Raw genomic sequence first — 17,618 nt, forward strand, 5'->3', positions numbered from 1 at the left:
AGGTTCGGGACCAGGAGGGTGGTGTGCGATGACAGAGCCCCTGGACCAGGGCGAACCGGGAGAGCTCGCGCGCCTGCTGTCGGGGCTGCGGCTCGACCAGCTGATCGGCGAGGTGCAGGAGCGGCTGGGCGAGATCGCGACGACCCGGCGGCGGATGCAGAAGCTGCTCGACGCGGTCCTCGGTATCGGGGCGGGCCTCGAGCTCGACGCCACGCTGGAGCGGATCGTCCGGTCGGCGGTGGACCTGGTCGAGTCCCGCTACGGCGCGCTCGGGGTGCTGGCGCCGGACGGCTCGATCTCGCGGTTCGTCGACGTCGGTCTCGACGAGGACACCCGGGCGGCGCTCGGCCGCCCGCCCGAGGGCAAGGGGCTGCTCGGGCAGCTCATCGTGGACCCGCGACCGCTGCGCCTGGCGGATCTCTCGACCCATCCGGCGTCGGTCGGTTTCCCGCCGAACCACCCGCCGATGCGCAGTTTCCTCGGCGTCCCGATCCGGGTGCGCGACGCCGTCTACGGCAACATCTACCTGACCGAGAAGATCGGGGCCGCCGAGTTCACCGCCGACGACGAGCTGATCCTGCGTGCCCTGGCCGCCGCGGCCGGGATCGCCGTGCAGAACGCCGCCCTGTTCGAGCAGGGTCTGCAGCGCCAGCAGTGGCTGGAGGCGGCCGCGGAGATCCGCGGCGAGGTGCTGGCCGGCACCGACGGGCCGGACACGCTCGCGCTCGTCGCGCGCCGGTGCCTGGAGTTGTGCCGGGCCAGCGGGACGCTGATCGCGCTGGGTCCGGACGGCGACGGTGAGTTCCACGAGGGCGCCACCGCGGGCCGGGCGTGGCCTCGGAGCGGTCTGGGCGGGACGTTGCTGCGCGACGTGGTCGAGGGCCTGCAGCCGGTGCTCGCGGACAGCTCGCGCGCCGTCGTCGACACCCCTGCCGACCTGGCGGGCGGCCCGACCGTCGCGGTCCCGATGCGGGCGGTCGAGCGGGTGATCGGCGTGTTGATCGCGCAGCGCGAGCCGGGTGATCTGCCGTTCCGGCCGGCGGAGGTGCCGCTGCTGGTCTCGTTCGCCGACCAGGCCGCGCTCGCCCTGGAGCTGGGGGAGAAGAACCGCGCGCAGCAGCAGTTGGCGGTGCTCGCCGACCGCGACCGGATCGCCCGCGACCTGCACGACCATGTCATCCAGCGGCTGTTCGCGGTCGGGTTGAAGCTGCAGGGCATGCTGCGCCGCACCGCCGACGCCGACGTGCGGGACCGGGTGCAGCTGGCCGTCGACGAGCTGGACCACACGGTCCGCGAGATCCGCACGACGATCTTCGATCTGCACACCGCCGACCAGGGGGTGGGTGGGCTGCGTCGCCGGCTGCTCGACATCGTCGCCGACGTCACCGCCGAGTCCACGCTCGTGACCTCGGTGACCACCGGTGGGCCGGTGGACACGCTCGTCCCGGCGGCCGTGGCGACCCACCTGCTCGCGGTGGTCCGGGAGGCGGCGACCAACACCGTCCGGCACGCCGGGGCGAGCACGCTGACCGTGACGGTGGAGGCCGGCCCGGAGCTCACCGCCGCGGACACCGCGGACAGCGGCGCTGCCGTGACCCAGCTTGCCGGGGCGATCTTCGAGTGGATGCGCTGCCGCCGCAATCCGGTCCGGGGGATTCCACTATCGGAACGCTCAGCATGAACGACTACGAAAGAGCCCATACCCCGCGACGCGCGCGATCACTGACTCCGCGGTCGATGTCCGGCGCGCAGGAGCCACGCTCATCCCGGAGGGCTCGGTGCGCTCACCCCGTTCCTGATCGACCGGAACCTTTCGAGGGAGTTCGAGGCGATGAGTAATCAGCTGCACGGTCGGGGCCCGGTGCTCGTCGGTGTGGACGGGTCCGAGTCCGCCGCCGATGCGGTGCGCTGGGCAGCGACCGAGGCCGCGGCCCGTGGCACCGGACTGCGGCTGGTATCGGTGTTCACCCCGCTGCCGGCGCGTCATCTGCACGATATGGGGCTGAGCGCGGCCTACGATCAACAGGTCAGAGCCACGACCGCCGAGACACTCGACACGGCCGTGGAGTTGGCGGGCCACACCGCTCCCGAGGTCGTGACCGAGGCCGAGGTCGTGACCGGCTACCCGGCACCCGTACTGGTCGAGGAGTCGGCTCACGCGGCACTCACGGTCGTGGGCAGCCGTGGTCTGGGCGGGTTCAGCGGCCTGCTCATCGGATCGGTTGCGGTCGCGCTCGCGGCCCGCGGTCAGTCTCCCGTGGTGGTGGTCCGCGGGGACCACAGTGAGTGGGCGGGTGGGGACCGACCCGTGGTGGTCGGCATCGACGGCTCACCGACCAGTGAGAAGGCCGTCGCGGCGGCGTTCGAGGAAGCAACGCTGCGTTCAGCGCCGTTGGTCGCTGTGCACAGCTGGCTCGACGTCGTCCTCCAGCCGGCTGGGACGATGCTCAACCGAGACGCCGTGCAGGCCGAGGAGCAGAGCGTACTGGCCGAGCGGCTCGCCGGCTGGGAACAGGACTTCCCCGACGTGGAGCTGCGCCGGACGGTCGTCGAGGACCGACCCGCCCGCGCCCTGATCACCGCCTCCGAGAGCGCGCAGCTCGTGGTCGTCGGCACGCGCGGACGGGGCGGGGTGGCCGGACTCCTACTCGGCTCGGTCAGCCACGCGCTGCTGCACCATGCGCAGTGCCCCGTGCTTGTGGTGTCGCCAGAACAGTGACGGCCCTGGCTATGCCGGGCAGGTTCGCGGCTGAGCGCATTCACGATGCAGGTGACATGCCCCAGCCGCCACGGCTGCGGATCAGCGGGTGTCGGCGGCGGCGAGGGGTGCCTCCGTCGGGCCGGACGACCGTCCGGCACCGGTGACGTAACCGACCCGGATTCCGGCGAAGTCGAGCACGGTGCGGCCGCTGTTCATGAGATCTCCTGTGGGCACGGGCGACGCGGACCCGGCTCGGATCGGGTGGCGCAGGCGTCCGCGCCGGGGCCGGACGGCACCCATTCTCGAGGTCGTTTGGTTCCCGCCCGATCCAGAATCCCTGGCCGGTCGCGGCGGCTCCGGACGATTCCCGTGGCGGACCCGCCGTATGCGGGCGCAGGTGTCGCACACACGGCCTCGCTGCGTCGACCTTCGGCTGGCGGGGGGTCTACCCGGAGCGAGTGGCGGTGTGGGGGACGTCGTCCGGTGTCAGGAACGTGCTCGCTCCGCCTCGACCCCTGCCCGATCCCTGTGCATGGCGCGCCATCGCGTGACTCGGTCCGCACGGTGGGACCACTGGCCCGAACGGCGGGGCCCCGTGGCCCTGGCTCGGCGGTCGGCAGGACGGGGACCGTGTAGCCACCGAGCAGCAGAGGCGATGACGATGAGTTCACCTGATCTCGCCGCGGTGCGTGCCGCGCTGACCCTGGCGGCCCGCCGACCAGGTGCAATGGGCGCATGCGCCACTGCGATGAGGGGACAACCGCCGCCCGGTGGGCCAGGGCGCCCACGACCCCGGGGACCCCACACACAGACACCACCACCGACCGGCACCCTGCCCGACCGTCGAAGACGTCGCACCGGGTGTCGACGACGCGCTGAGACTGACCCTCTAGCGACGGGTTGGGACTGACCCCTCCATCGAGGCTGGAGGGGTGATCACGTTGGAAGAGTGGGCTGAGGTCCGTCGTCTGCACCGCGCCGAGGGCGTGCCGATCAAGGAGATCGTCCGCCGGCTGGGACTGGCGCGAAATACGGTGCGGGCGGCGTTGCGGGCCGACGCGCCGCCCTCGCGGGAGCGTGGACCGCGCGGGTCGTTGGTGGACAAGGTGGAGCCGCAGGTCCGGGCCCTGCTGGCCGAGTATCCGAGGATGCCGGCGACGGTGATCGCCGAGCGGATCGGCTGGACACACTCGTTGACCATCCTCAAGGACCGGGTGCGTGAGCTGCGGCCGTTGTTCGCCCCTCCCGACCCGGCGGACCGGATCGAGTACGCCCCCGGTGAGCTCGCGCAGTGCGACCTGTGGTTCCCGCCGGTCCCGATCCCGGTCGGTGCCAGCGGGGCGCGGGTCCTGCCGGTGTTGGCGATGACCTGCGGCTTCTCCCGGGTGACGGACGCTGTGATGATCCCGTCCCGCAAGGCCGGCGACATCCTGGCCGGGATGTGGGAGATCATCGCAGGGTGGGGCCGCTGTCCCCGCACGCTGGTCTGGGACCGCGAGGCCGCGATCGGCGGCACCGGGCGACCCGGCGTCGAGGCAGCTGCGTTCGCCGGGACGCTCGGGGTGCGGATCAAGCTCACCCCGGCACGGGACCCGGAGTCGAAGGGACTGGTGGAGCGGCGCAACGGCTACTTCGAGACCTCCTTTCTGCCCGGACGCAGCTTCGTCTCGCCGTTCGACTTCAACGCCCAGATCGAGACTTGGTTGACCGAGGTGGCGGGCGCCCGGCACCTGCGCTCGATTGGGACCACCCCCGCCACGCGGTGGCCGATCGACCGGGCCGCGATGGTCGCCCTGCCGCCGGTGGCGCCGCAGGTCGGGCTGACCGGGCGGGTTCGGCTGGCGCGTGACTACTACGTGCGCGTCGACGGCAACGACTACTCGGTCAACCCGGCCGCGATCGGCCGGTTCGTCGACTGGATCGCCACTCCCGCCCTGGTCGCGGTCACCTGCGCCGGGCAGATCGCGGCCACCCACGAGCGGGTCTGGGCCAGCGGCGCCACGGTGACCGATCCCGAGCACCGGGCCACCGCCCGCGCCCTGCGCACTGCGTTCACCGCCGCCCGTGACCGCGCCCGCCATGACACGCGCTCCCACACCGATGGGCACGTCGTGGCCCTGCGCGCGCTGCCGGATTACGACGCGCTCTACGGCGTGAACTTCGACCCCGCACCCGACCCGACCGCCACCGCTGAAGGGCAGTAGATGACCACCCCGAAGACGACCGCGACGACCAGCACGACAGCAGCCACGGAAGCCACGAAGACCGGTGGCGTGAGCACCGAGCTCGGCTCGAAGCTGGCCTACCTGACTCGCGTGTTGAAGACGCCCACGATCGCCCGCGTCTGGGACGACCTCGCCGCCCAGGCCCGCGACCTGAACTGGTCGCACGAGGAGTACCTGACCGCGGTCCTGGAGCGCCAGGTCGCCGACCGTGAGTCCGCCGGCACCACCATGCGCATCCGCACCGCCCACTTCCCGGCCGTGAAAACGCTGGAGGAGTTCAACCTCGACCATCTGCCCTCTCTGCGCCGAGACCTGCTCGCCCATCTGGCGACCGGCACGTTCGTGGCCAAGGCCGAGAACGTGATCCTGCTCGGACCGCCCGGGATCGGGAAGACCCACCTCGCGATCGGGATCGGGGTCAAAGCCACCCAGTCCGGGCACTCGGTGCTCTTCAACACCGCCGGCAACTGGATCACCCGCCTCGCTGCCGCGCACCAGGCCGGGCAGCTGGAGGCCGAGCTACGCAAGATCCGCCGCTACAAGCTGATCATCATCGACGAGGTCGGCTACATCCCCTTCGACCACGACGCGGCGAACCTGTTCTTCCAGCTCATCGCCTCTCGCTACGAACAGGGCTCGGTCATGGTCACCAGCAACCTGCCCTTCGGACGCTGGGGCGAGGTCTTCGGCGACGAGATCGTCGCCGCCGCGATGATCGACCGCCTCGTCCACCACGCCGAGGTCCTCACCCTCTCCGGCGACTCCTACCGCACACGCGCCCGCCGCGAACTCCTCGCCAAAGACCGCGACAACTAGCACGAACCGGGCACACAGGGGTCAATCCCAAACCGTCGCCAGGGGGTCACTTCTAACCCGCCGTTGACACCGGGGCCGGCAAGGAGACCGGACCGATGATGAGCCAGGAGCCGCCCGCCCCCACCTCCGCAGCGGGCGACTACACACTACGGGACACCACCGTTCGTCTGGGTGCTGAGTTCGCCGGGCAGGTGTCTGTCGCCCGGGTCGCCGCTGTCGTGGCAGGGGCCCGGGACGATCTCGACAGCGTCCCGCCGCTGCGTTGCCGGAGCTGCTCGAACGCCTTGCCCGCCAACGCCTGATCGATCCGGAGGGCGAGACCGATACAGTCGGCGGCCTGGCGATGGCCACCGGACTCCCGCGGCCAGGATCTGCAGAGCACGGGACGGGGTATCGGGCGCGGCTGTCGGCCCGTAGGAGCAGCCCGTTACGAGCAGCTGAGCACCGCTGGACAGATCAGCCAGGAAGCTCGTGAGCACGTCGCGCACGACCAGGGCGTGCATCCGCAACCTCGGCCACCGGCGTCGGTAGGGCGCCAGCGTGTGCTCGATCTCCCGGTGCAGCCGTGCCACCACCACGTCCCACTCGTCGAGCGCGGTCGGAGAAATCCGGCCCAGGCCCGGTGCCGGTCCGGCCCAGGTCCGCACGAGATGGTCAGCGCGGTCTCGCGGTGTAGCGCTGTGGCCACCGCAGTGGAGACCGCGATCGGTGAGGTCCACGGCACGAGCGCGAGGACAACGGGGCCCGTGGTGCGCGCCGGCGACGGGATCCTCGCCACCGGGCGCCCCCCACGAATTCGGCCCGCCGGTAGCCGGCGCGGCCGGACTCCCCGGAAGGAGAAGCAAGGGCGAGAGGCACAGCTCGGCGCGCTTCCACGGCTGCGAACGCGAGCGCGGCACCGCTTGCCGGGCCGACACGGCAGGTCACCGGTCCGTCCTGAGCGGCCTCGGCATCCGGTCCCTGCCGCGTGTCCGGTTCCGGCGGGTCGAGTCGCAGTAGCGGCCCGTCGGGCGCGGGGCGGACGGTCGGGGCCGTGGGCGTGACTTGCGGATCGGCACTCATCTTCGCAGGGTGACTGCCGATACGCGGGTCCGGCAGGGACTTCGGCCCCGCCCCACCGGCTCGATCTCTGGCCGAATCCTCCCGGAGGGCGGCGGTCGTGTCGTACACCCCATCGGCTGCTGGGACCGTGGGATGCTGAGTTCCCTGCCGCGGACGCGGGCGTGCGGAAGCGTTCTGCCGTGGGTGACCTCCGCCCCTGGGGGGTTCGGGCGGGACGTGTGAGTGTGGGATGCATGGACGCTGAAGGCCGGATGAGTCCCGAGGCGATGGCCCCCCGGGCGGATCCGCGTGAGCCCGCGGGCGAGGGGTGCATGCGGGAAGCGGTGGAGCTGGCGGTGCGGGCCCCGTCACTGCACAACACCCAGCCCTGGCGATGGCGGATCTGGGCGCACGAGGCCTGGCTCTACGCCGACCGTGACCGGCGCCTCGCCGCGACCGACCCCGATCGTCGTGACCTGCTGATCAGCTGCGGCACCGCCCTGCACCATCTGCACGTGGCGCTCGCGGGGTGCGGCCAGGCCGTGACGACCGAGAGGTTCCCCGACGTCGACGACCGCGATCTCGTCGCGAGGATCCGGCTGGTGGCGGGGGCACCGGACCAGGTCGAGGCCGGCTTGCAGCCCGCGTTGCTTCGGCGCCGTTCCGATCGCCGCCGGTACGGCCCGCACCGAGTGGAGCCCACCATCCTCGAGGAGTTGGGGAGCCGAGCCCGACGGCATGGGGTCAACCTTGTTCCGGTGTTGCGCGCGGACCAGATCGCCGAAGTCGCCGACGTGCTCGGTACCGCCGCCGACGCGCAGCGTCGCCGGCCTGGTTACGTGGCGGAACTGATGACGTGGACGCATCGATACGCGGGGGCACACGACGGAGTACCGACCACTGCTCGCCCGAAACGGTTGACCAGCGTTCCCGCCGGCCCGGTCCGCGTCTTTCCGCCAGGCCGGCTGGTCGGCCCGGCCGAGACCGGACCCGACGGGAGCGTTCTCGTCGTGCTCTGCACGGAGGGTGACGACCCGCAGAGCCAGCTGCGAGCAGGCGAGGCGACCAGCGCGGTGTTGCTGGCCGCGGTGCGCGCAGGTCTGGCAACCGTCCCACTGAGCCAGGGGCTCGAGCTGCCCGAAACTCGGTCCCGGCTGGCGCGCACCGCGTTACACGTGGCCGACTATCCACAGATGATCATTCGACTCGGTTACCCACCTGATGACCGTGAGTTGCCGGAGACCCCACGGCGGCGGCTGGAAGCCATGATCATGCCCTCCTGACGTCCTCGGTGCGCGTTCGCGATCGGCGACAAGTGTTGCCAGGGTCTGCGTGTGCCCGGCAACTCGATCTGCCCGGTCGGGGCGCGTGGCAGCGTCACGACGCCGCGTTCCACGCTCCCCGCCTCGCGGCCGCCGAGACCGAGCAGGCGGCCTGGCGAGGAGCCCGGCTCGTCCTGGAGCAGACGATCACCCATCGAGTCGCCCTCACGACCGATCCCCCCACCCCCCACCGCGCCGGGGCCGGAGGAGCCGGTCGCCGAGCGATCGCGCGACATACCGCCTGTGCACGCCGGTCGAACGTCCCTTCCCACGGAGACCGTTGCCCCTGGACCACGCGCAGCCGGCGCGGGAGGGTCAGTTTGTCCAGATTGCACCGTTGTGAAGGGCGCGCTGATGTCGACATCCTCGTACGTGATCCTCGTCGTGTTGCTGTGGCTGCTGCTCGGGCTCGGCTCGGTGCTGTTGTTCCTGGGCCGACGCGGATACCGCAGCGCGAGCTGGTATCTGCTCGGAGCGGTGCTGGGGCCGTTGTTCGTGCCCATCGCGGTGGAACGCGGCCGACGGGTCAACCGAGTGCATGAGCGCTCCGCCCCGCCCGACGGTCCTCGAAACGCCGGACAGATGACCGTGCTCGTGGGGATCGACGGGTCCGTCGAGTCCGACCAGGCCGTGCGGGACACGGTCCGACTGTTCGGCCCTGCACACGCCCGCGTCGTGCTGGTCGCCGTCGCCGACCCGGACATCGCCGAGTTCGGCGACGCGGCCCGCCGGCAGGAGCGGCACGAGCTGCTGGCCACCCGGGCGAGCTGGCTGCCTGCCAACGGCCCCGCGCCGGTGCTCGAGGTTCTGTACGGGCAACCCGACCTGGTACTGCTGGAAGCCGCGGCGAACGAGCAGGCCGACGTCCTCGTCATCGGCCGCCGCGGCCGGGGCCTGTCCCACGTGCTGCTCGGCAGCGTCGCCCGCTCCCTGACCCGGCGCTCCCCGATACCCGTGCTGTTGTCCGGACAGCCGACACCACCGCCCGCAGGCGGCGCCGCAGACGAGAACCGCGCGGTGATCGGTGGTCACGGCGGATCGTGAACCCCGACGGGGCCGGAACGCGACGGCCGGCTCGGCCACGGCGCTTCGGCCCGTCACCATGGTTTCCTCAGCGACCATCGGTACGGTGGCGCGCTGGTCGAGGGCGACCGCTTCGAGCTGGGAGCTCACCTCGAGCTTGGTGAGCACATTGCACATCTGGGTCCGCACGGTGGCCGGCGACACCGCGGCTTTGCAGGCGATCGTCGAGGCCCGCTGGCCGGCCGACAGGAAGTCAGAACCTCGCGTTCGCGCACTGTCAGGGTGGCCAGCGCGGCGGCGACTCGCTGCTGTACGTGTGTGTGGAGATGGTGCAGTTCGATCAGTCGTGCGCGGTGGGCCGGCGCGGTGATCGAGTGCCTGGCGATCGCGGCGCGGGTGGTGGTGAGCAGCGTGTGGAGCGGGGCCGTCTTGGGCACCCACCCGAGCGCGCCAGCTGCCAACGCCGCCTCGATCCGGTGGCCACGCCCCTCCGTCCTCAGCGCGATCCGGCTGCCGGGGGCAGCGCGGGCGTCGGTGACGGGGGGACGGTGGTGTCGTGCCCGGCCCACCGGTCCGGTGTCCTCCGTGGACTGATACTCCATGCCGCCCGGTCCTTTCGCGTGCCCGCCAACGGAACCGCAGGGTCACCGAGGTCTGGAGTGACGCCGTCCAGATTGGGTGCCTCAGATCACTTTCGTCGAGCCCGGCGTGGCGACCGCCCCCGCGGCGCAACATCCGCCGCCGCCGGCGGGGCGGGGCCGGCCCTCACCCATGGGCCGGTTCGGGAGTGCACCGCAGGCGGTGGGCCCCGGCCACGTCGTCGGTGGCGTCTCGGCCAAGGAAGCGGTCGGCGGTCCAGGCGTGGGTGCAGAACCGGGTCGGAGCGTCGCCGACGCGACCCCCGACCTGTGCGGCGCTCATGCCGCTGGCCTGGACAATCTGGTCCTGGCCGGCCGAGGAGGTTGGTAGCTGGGTGGTCCGGCCCGAATGTCGGGCGGTGTCGGGGAGGGCGGCTGCAGAAGCGATCACCCGTGATCCGTTCCGGCGAGCCTGCCCAGCTACCTGCATCGCGCGACCGTGAACGCACGGCGAGACCGTCACGGTGCACCGGGGGATGGTGCACCGTGACGGCCGGGCGCCGGGCTCAGCGCCCCGGGGCCGGCGAGCCGGGACACGGGCGCGCCGCGGCACGGCTGTTGGCTGGCCCTTCGGCCTTCGCGTTGCGGGCCATTCGGCCCGACCGCGCAGGCCGCCGCCGACCGACGCTGGCGAGGACCTGGTTCGCCCGGGAGACGGGTAGAGCGATGGTGGCGGTCCGGGCGCTGGAGGGTGTGTCCGGACAGGGACACCAGCCCCGTACACCGGCGAGGGGATACGGATCTTCGAGCTGTCCCTGACACCCGGCCAGGCCGGGCGGCGTACCCCGGCGGGGCGACGGCGATCGATCAACAGGAGGTGACCATGTCCGACAGAAGTGCTTTGTCCGGCGGGCTCCGGCACGCGTTGTCCATCCGGTCGCGGGCGTCGGTCGGCCCGCGTGCCGACGACCGTCCGGGCTCGCGGCGGATGTGCGCGGACGCGACGCGCGGAGGACGACGATGAGGGCCGCCGATGTGATGACGGCGCCGGCCGTCACGGTCCCTGCGGCGACACCGGTTCCCACGGCTGCGGCGCTGCTCGCCTCGCACGGGTTCACCGCCGCTCCGGTGCTCGACGGTGAGGGGCATCTGATCGGGATCGTGACCGAGGCGGACCTGGCGCGAAACCGGATCCGGCCCGAGGGGTGGCCGGAACAGGGGGCGGGGCTGCCCGGCACGGTCGGTGAGGTGATGACCCGGGCTCCGCTGGCGATGCGTCCGGAAGACGATCTCGCTGACGTCGTCACGCTGATGCTCGATGCTCCGATCCGATCTGTGCCGATCGTCGACGACGGCGTCGTCGTCGGTGTCGTCACCCGCCGCGACGTGCTGCGGGTGGTGGCGCGCGGTGAGCTCACCTCCGCCGAGGTCCGTGCGCGGAGGCCGCTTCCCACTCGATCGGGAGGAAGCAGATGAGCGCACCGATTCGAGCGACGCACGGTCGCGGCAGTGCGCGACGCCGAGGAACGGGTACGCCGGTACGCGTGGGAACTGGAGGTCGAGACCCGCACGGTCACCGGTCTGGTCGCCGTGCACGCGTGGGCGGACACCGCAGGTGAGGAGGTCGACGATCGGACGGGCGGGTTCGAGCGCGAGGAGAACGAGCGGATGCAGCTGCGGATCCTTGCCGCTGCTGCACGGCTCGACCAGCCAGGCCTTGCTCTACGAGCTGCGGTGCCCCCTGGCCGTGGTCCGGACGGACGGACCTGATATGTAGCCGGTTCGTCACGTGGGGAGGGTGAGGCGGTGTCCGCGACTGTCGTCGTGGACACCGGAGACCGGCGGTCCGCGGCTGGTGTGGGCGGTGCCCCTGCCGTAGGAGAGGGGCCGGTCAGTGCCTGTGGCGCCGCTCGGCGGCGTAGACCGCGGCTTCGGTGCGGCGTGCGTACCCGAGTTTGTGCAGCACGGACGACACGTAGTTCTTGACGGTCTTCTCGGCCAGGTGCAGCTCGCCGCCGATCTGCCGGTTGGTCAGTCCGTCCGCGACCAGCTCCAGGATCCGCTGCTCCTGCGGGCTCAGCGCGTCGTAGCGGGGGTCGGACTCCGCACCGGCGCTCTCGCCGTTGCGCAGCCGCTCCAGCACCGCGGCCGTCGCCTTCGGGTCGAGCAGTGACCCGCCCGCCGCGACCGTGCGGACGGCGCCCACCAGGTCCACTCCGGCGACCTGTTTGAGCAGGTAACCGGACGCCCCGGCCATGATCGCGCCGAACAGCGCCTCGTCGTCGGCGTAGGAGGTCAGCATCAGGCAGGCGGGCGGCGGGTCGAGCGTGGAGCGCACGTCCCGGCAGACGGTGACACCGTCGCCGTCGGGCAGCCGGACGTCGAGAATCGCGACGTCCGGGCGCAGCGCGGGCAGCCGGACCGCCGCCTGCGCGGCCGTGGCGGCCTCGCCGACCACCTCGATGTCGTCCTCCAGCTCGAGCAGCTGGGCCAGCCCCCGGCGCACGATCTCGTGGTCGTCGAGCAGGAACACCGAGATCGTCACGATCGCCTCCGCGTCTGGTCCGTCCGATCCGAGGTTAGTGCCCCAGCCCTCGCCCCGGCAGCGCCCGAACGGCCCGCCACCGGGGACGAAGGTCCGTGCCGTCACCCGGCGGACGGGTCAGGTGCCGTGGACGAGGACGTCGGAGAGCCTGCGGCGTGGAGTGGTCGGCAGCTCGCGATCGTCGGGGGCACGTCCGATGCGGATCAGCAACTGCGGGCGGTCGGGCGTGCGCAGCACCTGGCGAGCCACGTCCGAGCGCGTCTGCGTGGCCTCCAGCAAACGGGACAGCGGACAGGTCGCGAAGCCCGACCGGGTCGCGGCGAGGAGCACCGCACCGGCCGCTTCACCAGCCGCGAGCCGCGCCGGGTCGTCGTCGGCCGGGGTGGTGAGCACGACGATCGTGGCCCGGTCCTGACCCGTTCGGGGTACCGGCAGTGAACCGGGCGGGAAGCGGACGCCCAGGTCCGGCTCGCAGGGCCGGCGCGCGGAGACCGGTACCGACTCGGCATGCACGCCATCGCCGGAGCCGGCATAGCGGTGCGTCCACACCAGCAGCTCCGCGGCTTGCCCCGGACGCGTGCGCATCTCCCGGGCCGCCTCCAGCTCGAGGTCGGCGAGGTGGCCGCGCGCGAGGTGGCCGCGCGCGAGGTCGCCGGACACCGTGTGCATGGTGACGCCGTACCGGGCGGCGTGAAACCCGAGCGCCGCGCGCGTGTGCCGGGCGACCAGTCCGGCGGTGAACGGGCGCCGGTCGGTGTGCCGGTGCGCGATCGCGCGGGCCAGGGGAGCCTCGGCACGACTCTGCTGGTCCGGAGGCGACCCGGTGAACCGGACGGTCGCGAGGTGGTCACGATCCCCGTCCGGGAAGCGCACAATCTTGTGACCGGCCCCCGCGGCGGCGAGCGCGACGTGCAGGTGCAGCAGCGCCGCCCCGCAGCTGATCAGGTGATCGCGGCGGTTCGGGTCGGTGAACGGCAGGCGGCGCTCCGGGTCGGCGTACAGCTCGATCCGGTCCGCGCTGATCCGCCACCGCCAGGGCTGGACGTTGTGCACCGACGGCGCGCGCAGTGCGGCCCCGACGGCGCTGTGGACCGTCTCCGGGCGCGGCAGCGCCCTGCCCGGGTTCGTACTCATCGGACTGGTCATCGGACTGTCGTGGCTGCGGGGATAGTCACCGAGACCTGGCCGTCGCTCGAACCGAGGCCGCGGCCGGCGGACAGGCCCTGCCCGACCTCCCCGGCCACCCGCAGCGTGCGATCGGTCGAGGTGAGGGCGACGAGCACGGCCCCACTCTGCGGCATCCGGTCAGCCATGGCGTCCTCCTCAGCAGTGTCCTGCCCACCCTGCGCCGCGGGCGAGCCGTGGAGCAGGGCCGACCGTCCCCGCCGGCCGGGGCGCAGTACCCGTCGGTGGCCGGGCCGGGCTTCCCTTCCGGGGCGGCGAGAGCGCGTCGATGCTGGGTGATGACGACGACCGCGTGAGGTGATGGCGATGTTCTGGTGGAACGGTCACATGGACAGCTGGGGCATCGCGCCGATGGTCCTCGGGTGGCTGCTCGTCGTGGGACTGCTGGTCGTGGGCGTCGTGCTGCTCGTAGGCAGGTTCGCGCGGCCGGGTGGCGCGGCTCACGGCTCGGCGGAGCTGCGCCCGTGCGCGGCGGATCTGCTCGCCGAGCGCTATGCCCGCGGCGAGATCGACGACGAGGAGTTCCGGCGTCGCCTGCAGGTGCTCGACGCCACCGGGTCGCGGGGCCCGGCGCGGCCGGGCCGATGACGATGCCGTCCGGATCCGGTGGCATCTGCGGGCGCCCGCCGGGACGACGGCGCCCACCGATCCACTTCACGGGGCCCACGCCCGGCGTGCCCACCGACCTCGATCACAACAGGTGGCCAGACCTGCCGGGCCCACCGGCGAGCGGGGATCCACCGGAGAACAACGGCCCGGTCGTGGCGGGCCGGACGACCCGCCACGGCCGGGCCACGCGGCCGCGGTGCTGCTTCCGCGTCGGCGGCAGCCTGACCGGCAACCCGATGAGAGGAGTCAGCGATGAGCGCATCGCAGGGGTGGCCGATCGTCGTAGGCGTCGACGGGTCAGCGTCCGGGATGGACGCCGTGCGGTGGGCAGCGGCGTGGGCGGCCGAGCAGGACAGACCGGTGCGGCTGATCACCGCCGTCGGGCCGGCGCCATACCAGACGCTCGGGCCGGAAGCGCTCGTCCGGGAGAACTACCGGGAGGCGGCGCTGCGCGCGGCCGAGCAGCAGATACAGGCCGCGGCCGGCGCCGCTGCGCAGGTCGTGGCGGTGGAACGGATCCGTACCGAGATCCGTAACGGCACGCCGGCCGAAGTGCTGCACGACGAGTCGATCCGGGCGTCGATGCTGGTCGTGGGCAACCGGGGCCGTGGCGGGTTCCGCGGTCTACTGCTCGGCTCCACCGGCGTCGCGCTGGCGGCAGCGGTCCGCTGCCCGCTCGTGGTCGTCCGTGGCCGGCCCGCACCGGACGGCCCGGTCGTGGTGGGGGTGGATGGTTCGCCGGACTCCGACGCCGCGCTCGGGTTCGCCTTCGAGACCGCCGCGCGGTGGGGTGCACCGCTGACCGCTGTCCTGGCCGGGGCCGACCCGGTGGTGGATCCGGCCGTGGCCGTGGTGATCGACCGGGCGTTGATCGAGCGCGAGCAACGCGAGCTGCTCGCGCAGGCTCTCACCGGGTGGCTCGCGAAGTTCCCCGATGTCGAGGTGCGCGGCGTCGTGGCGCACGGCTCGCCCGCGGCTGCGCTCATCGAGAAGACCCCGCGGGCCCGCCTGATGGTTGTCGGCTCCCGCGGTCGGGGTGGCCTGGCGGGGCTCGTGCTGGGTTCGGTGAGCCAGTCGCTGCTGCACCACGCGGCATGCCCGGTAGCGGTCGTACGAGCCAGCGGCGACCATCTCGTCGAGCCGTGACGACGCCACCGACGGCCGTGCCGCACTGTTGACGGCTCGTCGCCCGTCCCCGCCGCCATCGCGACGCCGGCGACCGCCGTCTACAGCAACGGGCAGGAGGTCGCTCATGAACGGAGGATCGTCATGTCCAGCGCAGCGTCGTCGCCCACGCCCTCGGCTCCCAGCCGGCTCCACCGTCGGACCCGCAGGATCGAAGATCTTGTCAGCGTTCTGCTCGCGGTGCTGCTGCTCGGTGCCGGCCTGATCGCCACCGCCGTAGCGGCCGGCACGTACGGCGGCGCGCAGGAGCGGATCCGGGCGGAGAGCACCGAGCGACACCCGACGACCGCGCGGCTGGTCGCCGACGTCGGCGCCGCGGGCACGGAGCCGGCGGTGCTCCACCCGGCTCGTGTCGAGTGGATCGGCCGCGACGGCCGGCCGCGCACCGGGCACACCCCCGTGGGGGCGCCCGGCCGGGCCGGTGACCCCATTGAGATCTGGACGACCGCGGACGAGCGTCCGGTGCCCCCGCCGCTGACCGATCTGCAGGCCGGGGTGGCGGCGGTCGTGGCCTGGGTCATGGCGGCGGCCATCGGTGCCGGGGTGGTCTTCGCGATCGGGAGGCTGCTGTTCCGGTGGACGGCTGCCCGCTACGCGCGGGCCTGGGCGCAGGACTGGTCGGATGTCGAACCGGCCTGGACGGGCCGGGCCCTGTCCTGAGGCTTCGGTGCTTCGGCGCAGGTCGTCGCCTTTCCTGCGGGAGGCCTCGTCCCGACCGCGCTGCGCGACGTCCGTGCGCGGGGCGACGTCCGGTCTCTCTCGCCGGTGACCGGGTCACCGCGTGGCCGTCAGGTGATCGAGCGGCCGGAGCTGGGTGACGGGTGCGGCCGCGGCGGGCCGGAGGTCCCGAATCCGTGTGGCCCCCGGGCCCTGTTCACTCCCCGTGGGATCAGCGACCGTGGACTGCAGGTAGCGGCGTTCGACGAGGAGATCATGATGATCCAGGGTCCGGTGGCCGCCGGCGCCGATCTCGACGAGGTGCAGGTCCGTGACCTCATGACGGTGGACACGGTCACCGTGACGGTCGACGACACGGTGTGCACCGCCGCCGAGGTGATGCTCGAGGCCGGCGTGCGGCACATTCCGGTGCTACGCGACGGGCGCCCGGTCGGCATGCTCTCGATCCGCGACCTGCTGGCGGTCTTGCTCGATGGTGGGAGCGCCCCGTGAGAGGACCGGGGGCGACGGCGTTGCTCGCCGCCACCGACCCCGCGGCGGAGCGGTGACGGCAACTGCGGGCGAGCCGGCCGGGCAGATACCGGCGGTCCGATGTCGAGCCCGTCGACCAGGCGTCGGCCTGCGACCGTCGCGGGCTCCCCGGTAGTGGGTGTCGACGGTCGGTGGGCCACCCTGCCCGCAGCACGACCCTGAGTCTGAGGGGGCAGCGTCCCGTTCAGCGCCCGATCGTGGACGGCGGCGTAGAACGAGCCGACCTCCAGCTGGTTCGGTGAGTGTGCAGCTCGCCGTGCCGAGCACCGCCGGCTCGGACGCGTTGGGCACCGGCAGGGTCGGCGCCCCGACCGGAGCGACGGGAGTCCCTCCCACCGAGTGGACCTCCGGGGCCGGACGGACCGGCCCGGGCCAGGCGGGAGATCCCCGGTATCGGGGCCGCCGGCCCTGTCCGGACCGCGGGCCGGAGCGGACGCTCGCCGCCATGATTTCTACGATGGGCGATCCCGTGACCGGCCTCGGCTCGCCGGTGCGCGTGCAGGCCGACCTACACGCGCAGCAGTACCGTGGCCTTTGGCCGGTGAAGTGGTTCCTGCTGGTGCAGCTGCTCGCTCTGGTGATCGGGTCGGCGTTCGCGTTCGCGTTCGCCGAGCTCGGCGCGGTCGCCGTCGGTGCACGGCTGATCCAGGCGGGTGGCCGGTGATGAGCGGGCCGGTCGTCGTGGTCGGTGACGGCGAACTGACCAATCACGTGGCGGGCTGGGCGGCGGGGCTGGCTCGCCGGACCGGTCGGGACCTTCGCCTGGTAGTCGTCCTCTCACTCGAGCCACCTGCCGGCGAGCCGGAGCGGGTCGCCTCGGTGGCCCGCGTGCTCGTCCGTTCCGACCTCGATCACATCGCCGACGACGTCGCGAGCCGGTCGGGTGCCGTCGATGTCGAGGCGGAGGTTCGGGTCGGGTGCTGGGCCGACGTCGTTGCCGACGAGGAACGTACGGCGTCGGTGGTCGTCGTGCCGCACGACGCACGTTCGGTCGGACCCGCGCACGTGGTGGCCGCGGACCCCGAACCGGGCCCGCGCGGGTCGGTCTGGCACCGCGTCCGCCGCCTGACCACAGCTGACGCCGGACCCGGTGTGCTGCGGACGCGGTGACCGGGACCGCTGCGGGCGCCTGGTCCGGAGGGGTGGGGTTCCCGGCCTCGGTCGGGGCCTTGGTCCCAC

Annotated in this window: 17 protein-coding genes; 14 read left to right on the forward strand and 3 right to left on the reverse strand. The window is 72.7% G+C overall.

Annotated features, from left to right (window positions below; translation table 11 throughout):
- The first annotated feature begins 28 nt into the window (after window positions 1-28).
- The 8 genes from JOF36_RS19055 (at window position 29) to JOF36_RS19095 (ending at window position 11,476) form a co-directional block, all read left to right on the forward strand.
- The gene (locus JOF36_RS19055; RefSeq protein WP_210028474.1) at window positions 29-1,681 is read left to right on the forward strand and encodes a sensor histidine kinase; all 1,653 of its coding nucleotides are present in this window, start codon (window positions 29-31) and stop codon (window positions 1,679-1,681) included.
- 150 nt (window positions 1,682-1,831) lie between these two features.
- Window positions 1,832-2,719, forward strand: coding sequence for a universal stress protein (locus JOF36_RS19060; RefSeq protein WP_210028483.1), 888 nt, complete (start codon window positions 1,832-1,834; stop codon window positions 2,717-2,719).
- 914 nt (window positions 2,720-3,633) lie between these two features.
- Window positions 3,634-4,905: an IS21 family transposase gene (gene istA, locus JOF36_RS19065; RefSeq protein WP_210026967.1), complete on the forward strand. Its 1,272-nt coding sequence runs from the start codon at window positions 3,634-3,636 to the stop codon at window positions 4,903-4,905.
- Window positions 4,906-5,742: an IS21-like element helper ATPase IstB gene (gene istB / locus JOF36_RS19070; protein WP_245350810.1), complete on the forward strand. Its 837-nt coding sequence runs from the start codon at window positions 4,906-4,908 to the stop codon at window positions 5,740-5,742. It begins immediately after the preceding gene.
- Window positions 5,743-7,037: 1,295 nt separating this feature from the next.
- Window positions 7,038-8,066: an Acg family FMN-binding oxidoreductase gene (locus tag JOF36_RS19075; RefSeq protein WP_210028485.1), complete on the forward strand. Its 1,029-nt coding sequence runs from the start codon at window positions 7,038-7,040 to the stop codon at window positions 8,064-8,066.
- 393 nt (window positions 8,067-8,459) lie between these two features.
- Window positions 8,460-9,149 carry a universal stress protein gene (locus tag JOF36_RS19080; protein ID WP_210028488.1) on the forward strand — a complete coding sequence of 230 codons (690 nt, stop codon included), beginning with the start codon at window positions 8,460-8,462 and terminating at the stop codon, window positions 9,147-9,149.
- 1,577 nt (window positions 9,150-10,726) lie between these two features.
- The gene (locus JOF36_RS19090; protein WP_210028489.1) at window positions 10,727-11,182 is read left to right on the forward strand and encodes a CBS domain-containing protein; all 456 of its coding nucleotides are present in this window, start codon (window positions 10,727-10,729) and stop codon (window positions 11,180-11,182) included.
- Window positions 11,183-11,215: 33 nt separating this feature from the next.
- Window positions 11,216-11,476 (forward strand): hypothetical protein, encoded by a 261-nt coding sequence (locus JOF36_RS19095; RefSeq protein ID WP_210028490.1) that lies wholly within the window; start codon window positions 11,216-11,218, stop codon window positions 11,474-11,476.
- Between the two features lie 121 nt (window positions 11,477-11,597).
- On the opposite strand, the gene JOF36_RS19100 is transcribed toward JOF36_RS19095, so the two are convergent.
- The 3 genes from JOF36_RS19100 to JOF36_RS19110 all read right to left on the reverse strand — a co-directional run bounded on the left by JOF36_RS19100 (window position 11,598) and on the right by JOF36_RS19110 (window position 13,564).
- A complete protein-coding gene (locus tag JOF36_RS19100; RefSeq protein WP_210028491.1) occupies window positions 11,598-12,251 on the reverse strand; it encodes a response regulator in 654 nt (217 codons plus the stop codon).
- A gap of 117 nt (window positions 12,252-12,368) precedes the next feature.
- A complete protein-coding gene (locus JOF36_RS19105; protein WP_210028495.1) occupies window positions 12,369-13,385 on the reverse strand; it encodes an Acg family FMN-binding oxidoreductase in 1,017 nt (338 codons plus the stop codon).
- A gap of 8 nt (window positions 13,386-13,393) precedes the next feature.
- Window positions 13,394-13,564, reverse strand: coding sequence for a hypothetical protein (locus JOF36_RS19110; RefSeq protein WP_210028496.1), 171 nt, complete (start codon window positions 13,562-13,564; stop codon window positions 13,394-13,396).
- Window positions 13,565-13,742: 178 nt separating this feature from the next.
- Between JOF36_RS19110 and JOF36_RS19115 the strand changes: the two genes are divergently transcribed.
- The 6 genes from JOF36_RS19115 to JOF36_RS19140 all read left to right on the forward strand — a co-directional run bounded on the left by JOF36_RS19115 (window position 13,743) and on the right by JOF36_RS19140 (window position 17,549).
- Window positions 13,743-14,024, forward strand: coding sequence for an SHOCT domain-containing protein (locus JOF36_RS19115; protein WP_245350902.1), 282 nt, complete (start codon window positions 13,743-13,745; stop codon window positions 14,022-14,024).
- Window positions 14,025-14,297: 273 nt separating this feature from the next.
- Entirely contained in the window at window positions 14,298-15,191 is an 894-nt protein-coding gene (locus tag JOF36_RS19120; RefSeq protein WP_210028502.1) for a universal stress protein, read from the forward strand.
- Window positions 15,192-15,314: 123 nt separating this feature from the next.
- Complete coding sequence (locus JOF36_RS19125) at window positions 15,315-15,890, forward strand: Rv1733c family protein (RefSeq protein ID WP_210028504.1); 576 nt, start codon at window positions 15,315-15,317, stop codon at window positions 15,888-15,890.
- A gap of 273 nt (window positions 15,891-16,163) precedes the next feature.
- Window positions 16,164-16,400, forward strand: coding sequence for a CBS domain-containing protein (locus JOF36_RS19130; RefSeq protein WP_210028510.1), 237 nt, complete (start codon window positions 16,164-16,166; stop codon window positions 16,398-16,400).
- 496 nt (window positions 16,401-16,896) lie between these two features.
- The gene (locus JOF36_RS19135) at window positions 16,897-17,103 is read left to right on the forward strand and encodes a hypothetical protein (protein WP_210028512.1); all 207 of its coding nucleotides are present in this window, start codon (window positions 16,897-16,899) and stop codon (window positions 17,101-17,103) included.
- The gene (locus JOF36_RS19140; RefSeq protein ID WP_210028514.1) at window positions 17,103-17,549 is read left to right on the forward strand and encodes a universal stress protein; all 447 of its coding nucleotides are present in this window, start codon (window positions 17,103-17,105) and stop codon (window positions 17,547-17,549) included. Before JOF36_RS19135 ends, JOF36_RS19140 begins: the two co-directional genes overlap by 1 nt.
- The last annotated feature ends 69 nt before the right edge of the window (window positions 17,550-17,618 follow it).

This window comes from Pseudonocardia parietis (assembly GCF_017876315.1).
In the GTDB taxonomy this organism is placed as follows: domain Bacteria; phylum Actinomycetota; class Actinomycetes; order Mycobacteriales; family Pseudonocardiaceae; genus Pseudonocardia; species Pseudonocardia parietis.

Bases quoted from the DNA above. Each gene is read 5' to 3' on its own strand.
- JOF36_RS19055 (WP_210028474.1), top strand. From the start codon at position 29: ATGACAGAGCCCCTGGACCAGGGCGAACCGGGAGAGCTCGCGCGCCTG.
- JOF36_RS19060 (WP_210028483.1), top strand. From the start codon at position 1,832: ATGAGTAATCAGCTGCACGGTCGGGGCCCGGTGCTCGTCGGTGTGGAC.
- istB (WP_245350810.1), top strand. From the start codon at position 4,906: ATGACCACCCCGAAGACGACCGCGACGACCAGCACGACAGCAGCCACG.
- JOF36_RS19075 (WP_210028485.1), top strand. From the start codon at position 7,038: ATGGACGCTGAAGGCCGGATGAGTCCCGAGGCGATGGCCCCCCGGGCG.
- JOF36_RS19080 (WP_210028488.1), top strand. From the start codon at position 8,460: ATGTCGACATCCTCGTACGTGATCCTCGTCGTGTTGCTGTGGCTGCTG.
- JOF36_RS19090 (WP_210028489.1), top strand. From the start codon at position 10,727: ATGAGGGCCGCCGATGTGATGACGGCGCCGGCCGTCACGGTCCCTGCG.
- JOF36_RS19105 (WP_210028495.1), bottom strand. From the start codon at position 13,385: ATGAGTACGAACCCGGGCAGGGCGCTGCCGCGCCCGGAGACGGTCCAC.
- JOF36_RS19110 (WP_210028496.1), bottom strand. From the start codon at position 13,564: ATGGCTGACCGGATGCCGCAGAGTGGGGCCGTGCTCGTCGCCCTCACC.
- JOF36_RS19115 (WP_245350902.1), top strand. From the start codon at position 13,743: ATGTTCTGGTGGAACGGTCACATGGACAGCTGGGGCATCGCGCCGATG.
- JOF36_RS19120 (WP_210028502.1), top strand. From the start codon at position 14,298: ATGAGCGCATCGCAGGGGTGGCCGATCGTCGTAGGCGTCGACGGGTCA.
- JOF36_RS19125 (WP_210028504.1), top strand. From the start codon at position 15,315: ATGTCCAGCGCAGCGTCGTCGCCCACGCCCTCGGCTCCCAGCCGGCTC.
- JOF36_RS19130 (WP_210028510.1), top strand. From the start codon at position 16,164: ATGATGATCCAGGGTCCGGTGGCCGCCGGCGCCGATCTCGACGAGGTG.
- JOF36_RS19135 (WP_210028512.1), top strand. From the start codon at position 16,897: ATGGGCGATCCCGTGACCGGCCTCGGCTCGCCGGTGCGCGTGCAGGCC.
- JOF36_RS19140 (WP_210028514.1), top strand. From the start codon at position 17,103: ATGAGCGGGCCGGTCGTCGTGGTCGGTGACGGCGAACTGACCAATCAC.